Below are 7,285 nucleotides of genomic sequence, written 5' to 3'. Positions count from 1 at the left end.
AGCGATTAGTCATTCAATCATTCAATCATTCAATCAGTCATTCCGTCACTCTAGCTTGCTTGCCATTTTTTAATGTCTTGCTGCCAAGCATTGGCGGTAAAGTCGATAAAGGCTCTGACGACCGTTTGCTGATAACTGCGTGACAAATAGACCGCCCATAAGGTTTTTCCTGGCGCGGTAGTATTGGGCAGCACTTCGGTTAACTCACCTCGTTTAAGATAATGGTTGGCTAAATCGGTTGGCAAACACACTATACCGTTGCCACGAAGTGCCGCATTGATCAATACGCCCATGTCGTTGGCTTGTAAATTGCCGCTCACATCCAATAAATAAGGCTGTGAATCGGCAATAATTTCCCAGTGTTGCTGACTCGAGTGGCGCAAACAGTTGTGTTGCAATAAGTCGTTAGCCGACAATATGGTTGAATGTTTAGCGAGATAGTCAGGGGATGCGCAAATCACACTGTCGATATGCATTAAGCGTCTGGCGATTAAGCTTTCATCAGGCTGGTGGGTGTAACGCAGGGCGATATCGACTCTGTCATTCACCAGTTGCGAGACATTATCCGACAGTAACAATTGAATATTCACTTGCGGATGTTGTTGGCAAAAAGCCTCAACCACGTCATACAGTTTTTGTTGCCCAAGGCCAATGGGCGAAGCGATACGGATAGTGCCCACTAGTTCGTTATTATGACTAATTGCACGGCTTTCCATGGCGGTGACTTCACTTAAAATACGCTGGCAGTAATTAAGTGCTTCTTCGCCCTGTAAGGTTAGGCTTACTCGGCGAGTGGTGCGGTGTAATAATCGTAACGCTAACCACTGTTCAACTTCTTTAATGTGCCGTGATACTTGTAAACGGCTTAAACCGAGTTGCTCAGCGGCTTGGGTAAAGCTGCCACAACTGGCCACTTCAACAAAGCTGCGCATAGCAGATATTTTGTCCATAACATCATCCTATCCCGACAACTAAAGGTTATAAGCTTTCTATATTTTCCAATAGGCTATCGGCTTTGTTAATAATGGCCTGTTGCGTGTGCACATCCATTTTTTGCCAGTTTTTATATACCATTGCCATGCGAGGGTTACGTTTAAATTGGTCTTGATGCCGCTGAATAAAATGCCAATATAAACTGTTGAATGGGCAGGCGTTATGTTCTGTCTTGAGTTTGACATTGTAATGGCAGCTTTTGCAATAGTCGCTCATTTTATTCAAATAGTTACCGCTGGCGGCATAAGGTTTTGTGGCCACAATTCCGCCGTCGGCAAATTGGGTCATTCCGCGCGTATTGGGCATTTCGACCCATTCGATGGCATCAATGTAAATGCCTAAATACCAGTGGTCGACTTCATCTGGATTGATACCCGCGAGTAAACTAAAGCAGCCAGTCACCATCAATCTTTGAATATGGTGGGCATAGGCATAATCGAGCGACTGTTTTATGGCGAGGTGCATGCAATTCATCTTGGTGTTGGCGGTCCAAAAATATCCTGGTAGCGGCCGCAGTGCTTGTAAGGCATTTTTAGTGGCGTAGTTAGGCATATTGCCCCAATAAATACCGCGAACATATTCACGCCAGCCAAGTATTTGCCTAACAAAACCTTCAACTTGAGCCAGTGAAATATCATGTTGATGCGCTTGCCAATGCGCGATGACTTTATTAATCACTTCACTGGGGGAAATAATTTTAGCGTTAAGCGCAAACGATAGCCTTGAATGATATAAGCTCCAATCCGCACGGCTATTTTCGGTCATCGCATCTTGGAAATGGCCAAAGCGGATCAATAAATGCTGGCAAAAAAAGTCGAGTAACTCACGCGATTGGCGTCGATTTACTGGCCATAATAATTGGCTTTCTGCCTTACCTATGGTGTTGATGTTATGGCGCTTAAGGCGGGCTAAAATATCACTGACATCGTTAGCAAATACCAAGGGCGCAGGAACATCAGCAAGGTCATTCTTTTTAAAGCTCGCACGGTTTTGCTGGTCAAAATTCCATTGGCCACCTAATGGTTCACCCTCTTGCATTAATACATTAAAGCGTTTGCGCATGCGTCGATAAAAAAACTCCATTTTCACATGTTTATTCGGTGTAAATTCGAGCTGAATATCGGCAAATGGCAGTAAGAAATGCTCTGTGTCATAGCTGTTTTTACTCACCTTTGGCAGTGCGAGTTCACTCAATTGTTGCGCTAAGCGATATTCATCAGGCTGTTGATATTCAAATATCGTCAGTTGCTGGGTTGTGGTGATATTTTCAAGTAATGCAGGGAGATCAGCATAGTGCTGGGTGTCATCTAATGTTAGGTACATCACTTGATGACCACTCTTGGCTAAGGCCTGTGCAAATTGCGCCATAGAGGCAAAAAAGGCACAGATCTTTTGCACATGATGAGTGACGTAGTTTGCTTCTTGTCCCAACTCGGCAATCAAATACACCACATTAGGATCGACTTGTTTAAACCAGGAGTGTGACGCATTAAGTTGATCGCCCAAGATGAGTCTCAATGTGCTGGTTTCTGGCAATAGTGTCGGTGAAGCATTGGTGTAAAGCGTCGTCATGGTGATTACCTTTATTCAGATTTATGTCGGCGACAGCGTTCAGAACAATATTTAACGTTGTCCCAATCTTTGGCCCATTTTTTACGCCATGCAAAAGGGCGTTGGCATACCAAACAGATTTTATGGGCTAAATGTGGTTTTTTATGTGTCATGGCGAGCCTTCTTCTGTTTGGGCTTTGGGCGTACATGACGGGTTAATACCGCAACAATATGCTGTTTAACTTGAGGTTGTTCGCGATACGACCATAAACGATCGCGGGCAGTTTGTGATGCTTGAGTTAAATTAATCATTGGCTCTGGATAGTCACGACCTAAAATAATGTCGTTAAAAATCGCTTCCATAGGCGGTTGCCAAGGTTGATGAATATACTCATTGGGTAAATTGGTGAGCTCTGAGCACCACAATCGAATAAACTCACCGCGTGGGTCTTGGTCCTGTGACTGCTTTACGGGGTTATATAACCTTATGGTGTTAATACCTGTGACCGAGGCTTGCATTTGCAGTTGCGGATAATGGATCCCGGGTTCGAAATCGAGAAAATAATTGGCTAGCGGTAAGCTGGCATGCTGCCAGGCAATATTGAGATGGTGAGTCACAAAGCTGACTAGCATGGCGCGCATTCTAAAGTTGATATAGCCGGTTTTTTTTAAACAACGCATACAGGCATCGATAATGGGGATCCCCGTTTGGCCGTCAGCCCAGCGTTGAATATCTTGCTGCACTTTGTCGTCGGTACGGTAGGGATAATCAACATACCCAGGGTTAAACGGGGTAAATTCCATGCTGCATTGGCTTTCAAATTTTTGCATAAAATGGCAATGCCAATGTAAACGAGACATCATCGCCAATAACGGTTTTTTCCACGCTTTATTGCTGGCTTGCACCTCGTTATAACGTGTTAATGTTGCTTGATATACCTGCTTTAGACTGATGTTTCCCCACGCTAAATAAGGCGATAAGCGTGAGCAGTGGGTGCGGCTCAAACTGGGGCTAGAAATACTGCGTTGATAGTCTTTACCCCGATGGGTTAAAAAACTGCTCAGTATTGTTCTGGCTGCTTTGGGGCCACCTATTTGAAACTGATCATGGTGTGCCATGATGGCATGATCAAGAGTCGGGTCTTGATGATTATCGAGTTTTTGTAACTGACATAGTTGCCAGTTGGGGATGGCAATAGGGCTGTTCATTACTTGTTGCCAGTGTTGATCCCATGCCTGACGATTTTTTCGGCCACGAACTACAGCTCCAGTAGGCGACTGCTGCCAATTAACTTGCTGTTGATTACACCAGCGAGCAACCGTTTTATCGCGTTCAAAGCTGTTGTGTAAACCTATCTCTTGATGACTATAAATATTTTTAATTTCAAATGTTTGGGATATCTCATCTAGTAAGTCAATCATCGGCATACTGAACATATACACCTGTCCGTTAAATCGGAGCAGTTGTTGATTCATATCTTGCAGCGACTGCCACACAAAGCGCCAATGGCGTTCATTATAATGCGAGTCAGCCAGCATAAATGGCTCAAAGGTGTAAATGAGCAAGCAGGGTAAATTGTGGTTAAATGCATCGACGAGCGGTTGATGATCAGACAAGCGCAAGTCGCGTTTAAACCAGACAATATTAATAGCTTGTTTGATTGTGTCGGGCATGGCGCCAAAATCTCATGATGAATGAGCCATTAGATACGCACTAGCCTGCCGTTTAGATTGCTTTTAAGGACACTATTACGTAATGATTTCACACCTTAATTTGTATCTTTAAATGATACAATTAAGCGTAATAATCGATATTTATCTCTAAAAGATTACCCACTACACTAGCTCCATTGATAATTAATAGAGCGAGACACAAAATGAAATTAGCAGTATTAGGCGCAACAGGTTGGATTGGTGGCACTATCATGCAACAAGCGATAAGCCGAGGCCATGAAGTGGTTGCCGTAGTGCGCGACGCCAGCAAAGTCACTCAAGATGTGGCCGTACGTACGCTTGATTTAACCACTATGACAAGCGATGCCATAGCTAGCGCATTTGCCGACGTTGATGTTGTTATAGCGTCAATCGGTGGCCGCATCGCACAAAACCATGAAGTAGTTTCTCAAACCGCTAAGCAATTATTGCAACACTTGCCTAAAGCTGGCACACCGCGTTTGTTGTGGGTTGGCGGTGCAGGTAGCTTAGAAGTCGCACCAGGCTTGACGTTAGTGTCAACACCAGAGTTTCCTGAAGATTATAAAGCCGAAGCCATCGCCCAAGGTGAGGCACTAGCTGTGTTCCGTGATACAGATTCTGCTATCGAGTGGACTTATGTTAGCCCTGCAGCGATTATCTTCCCTGGCGAGTCAGAAGGCCAATACCGTTTAGGCGGCAACGAATTTTTTACCGATGCACTAGGCCAAAGCCGAGTATCAGTAGTGGATTATGCCAAAGCCATGCTCGATGAAGCCGAAAATGCTAAGCATGTTAATCAACGTATTAGCGTTGCTTACTAAGTGATATTTGGTGGGTGATTAATCGAAACAGGCCAAAATGGCCTGTTTTTTATGCTTTATCAGGTACATAGGTGGTTATATCGATTAGGCAAACAATGGTTGAATTTGTATTAGGCCATAGCCGTTACTCGGTAATATTTGAGCGCATTTTACTCAAAAAATTATATTGGGTTATCAGTTACAGGTTATGTAATTTGAGTCTGTTTTAAAACGTTTTTGGCTAAAAGTGAATTTAAGGTATGGCCTACGGCCACTAACGTCGTGGCGCTTCGCCCACACCAGACCAAATGGGTAAAGCGCTTGTACCCCTTTGCAAACCCTCAGCGTTCCGGCAACATTTTCTGAACAGCGAAAAGGTCGCGACGGAAATTAATCTCGCTTTTGGCCTTGTTTGAATCCTGCTTCGGTCCATCTTGTAATAAGGAGTGAAAATGCTGACGCTTCCGATGGTACATCTGATGTGAATGGATTCACGAATGTCGTGATGGCAGGACGCCAAAGAACGACCTGTACCGCGAAAGCTAGCCTGACATCTGATAGGCAGGATGCCTGAATGCCTTGTAGCACATGAATGTGCGAGAAAGGCCATGTGAGCTTCACGCATTCTTGTATAAAAAGTCTTCAACGCCCTCAATTTAAATGTTGAACCGGTCCATTTCCAAGTCAAGAAAACTAACTCGTTTTTGCCCCAAAACGTGTTTGGAATGGATAGTTATCTCGCTTTCCTAATCCTTAGCTGACCCAGTTTATCCAATCCATATAGAGTTCATCATGAGTGAGCGAAACTGGATGGGTATACCGTCATATTCAAACTTAATTAGTTTTGAGCGTTTTTAAGTCAATTCACATGCGCGTTTTTCAGTATGGTGTATTTAATTGAAAGCTGATAAGTTATTTGCATACAGATAGTTAACTGTGCGTGTTTTCACTGGTCTAACGAGATAAATACGCAACGCATAAATACTAAACGTTAAATGAACCATATGGATAGTCGTATACTTAAAACATTAAATATAGTTACCATATTTTTTGCTGTGTTAGCAGGCGCTTTTTTAGCGTTATCGCCAACCTTTATTATTATAAGGAATAGCGTTTTTATTGGACTGCTCCCATTTACGATATGCTTTATTGTTTCGTATGCGATATCGTTAATCGTTCAAAAAAAGTTATCTTATGCGCTGATATTACCGAGTGTTTATACATTTACATTTGGTGGTTATATGGGAATAGCATTGGTTATATCCGAATCGTTTTCGTTCGAGAGAGGCTTTGAAATCACAACATTTCACCTTGTATGGTTAGTCATCTCGATTATCAGTTGCCTTGTACCTAAATTTACAGTTCACTTAATAGCGGGGCGTTATATGTGAATGACTATGGGTTGGAGTCAAATGGAAGTATTAAAAGGTATCAATCTCACTGACTCTTTCGTTTTAGATTGGAGTTATGAGAATAACTGTCTTTGCTTTGAGCTTGAGGCCAGCATCTGGCCTGAGTCCAGATATTATGCCGAGTCAAAGTTAAATGAATATACGTGCTACCGAAAAGCAATACTTCAATTCACTAATGCAGTTTCTGTATCTGGTTTAAAGCCCAAATCAGTTGTAATACCATCAATTGATCCAGACGGTTCAATTGATTATGGCAACATTGATACATTGCAGGTAGTCGATAGTGGATTTGAGCTTACCGGTAATTTTGGCAATATAAAAATATCTGGCGGGGAGCTTCTATTTCAAATTCACACATAACAATATTTGTCATTCGGGGCCTACTGTCCCCCGCGACGTTCAAAAGTTCGAGCGCATGCTCGTAACGTTAAACCATAGAAATTTTAATCCGAAACTCACTAATTAGAGCTTAGCATCTAAATCGTTTCTGTCCACAAACGAGTTAGTAACGCTTGCAAAAGTCTAAATTCAACTCTGAACTTGAGGCCGTTGAAGACTCTTTATAAAAGAATGCGTGAGCCTGACAGGACGTCAGGCTAGCTTTCGCGGTACAGGATGTACCATCGGAAGCGTTAGCATTTTCTCTCTTTACAATAAGATGGGCCGAAGACGGTTACAGACGAAGTTAAAAGCTGGATCAATTTCCGTCGCAATTTTTTCGCTGCTGTTGTTTGGTTAAAAAGCGAAAATGTTGCCGGAACGGCAGGGGTGATCCAAGAGGGGATTGCTGTTGATCCCCTTTTGGCCCGTGCAGGGTGGAACCTTGCGATCTTA

The 7,285-nt window shown here is 43.1% G+C and carries 7 protein-coding genes; 2 read left to right on the top strand and 5 right to left on the bottom strand.

Features of this window, described 5'->3' with window-relative positions:
• Positions 1 to 50: 50 nt before the first annotated feature.
• The 4 genes from H5202_RS16235 to H5202_RS16220 are packed head-to-tail and all read right to left on the bottom strand — an operon-like array spanning position 51 to position 4,218.
• Positions 51 to 950: a LysR family transcriptional regulator gene (locus H5202_RS16235; RefSeq protein ID WP_123883678.1), complete on the bottom strand. Its 900-nt coding sequence runs from the start codon at positions 948 to 950 to the stop codon at positions 51 to 53.
• Between the two features lie 28 nt (positions 951 to 978).
• The gene (locus H5202_RS16230) at positions 979 to 2,565 is read right to left on the bottom strand and encodes a cryptochrome/photolyase family protein (protein ID WP_123883677.1); all 1,587 of its coding nucleotides are present in this window, start codon (positions 2,563 to 2,565) and stop codon (positions 979 to 981) included.
• Positions 2,566 to 2,576: 11 nt separating this feature from the next.
• Positions 2,577 to 2,717 carry a DUF2256 domain-containing protein gene (locus H5202_RS16225; RefSeq protein WP_011636257.1) on the bottom strand — a complete coding sequence of 47 codons (141 nt, stop codon included), beginning with the start codon at positions 2,715 to 2,717 and terminating at the stop codon, positions 2,577 to 2,579.
• The gene (locus H5202_RS16220; RefSeq protein ID WP_182772994.1) at positions 2,707 to 4,218 is read right to left on the bottom strand and encodes a cryptochrome/deoxyribodipyrimidine photo-lyase family protein; all 1,512 of its coding nucleotides are present in this window, start codon (positions 4,216 to 4,218) and stop codon (positions 2,707 to 2,709) included. Before H5202_RS16220 ends, H5202_RS16225 begins: the two co-directional genes overlap by 11 nt.
• A 203-nt stretch (positions 4,219 to 4,421) precedes the next feature.
• Between H5202_RS16220 and H5202_RS16215 the strand changes: the two genes are divergently transcribed.
• The gene (locus H5202_RS16215) at positions 4,422 to 5,060 is read left to right on the top strand and encodes an NAD(P)-dependent oxidoreductase (protein WP_182772993.1); all 639 of its coding nucleotides are present in this window, start codon (positions 4,422 to 4,424) and stop codon (positions 5,058 to 5,060) included.
• Positions 5,061 to 6,451: 1,391 nt separating this feature from the next.
• Positions 6,452 to 6,811, top strand: coding sequence for a hypothetical protein (locus H5202_RS16210; RefSeq protein WP_182772992.1), 360 nt, complete (start codon positions 6,452 to 6,454; stop codon positions 6,809 to 6,811).
• Positions 6,812 to 7,083: 272 nt separating this feature from the next.
• Here the strand turns inward: H5202_RS16210 and H5202_RS24020 are convergent.
• A partial coding sequence (locus H5202_RS24020; RefSeq protein WP_220493908.1) for a hypothetical protein occupies positions 7,084 to 7,285 on the bottom strand: 202 nt, incomplete at its 5' end.

This window comes from Shewanella sp. SG41-4, assembly GCF_014164505.1.
Classification (GTDB): domain Bacteria; phylum Pseudomonadota; class Gammaproteobacteria; order Enterobacterales; family Shewanellaceae; genus Shewanella.
This window is presented reverse-complemented; position numbering and strand designations above follow the sequence as displayed.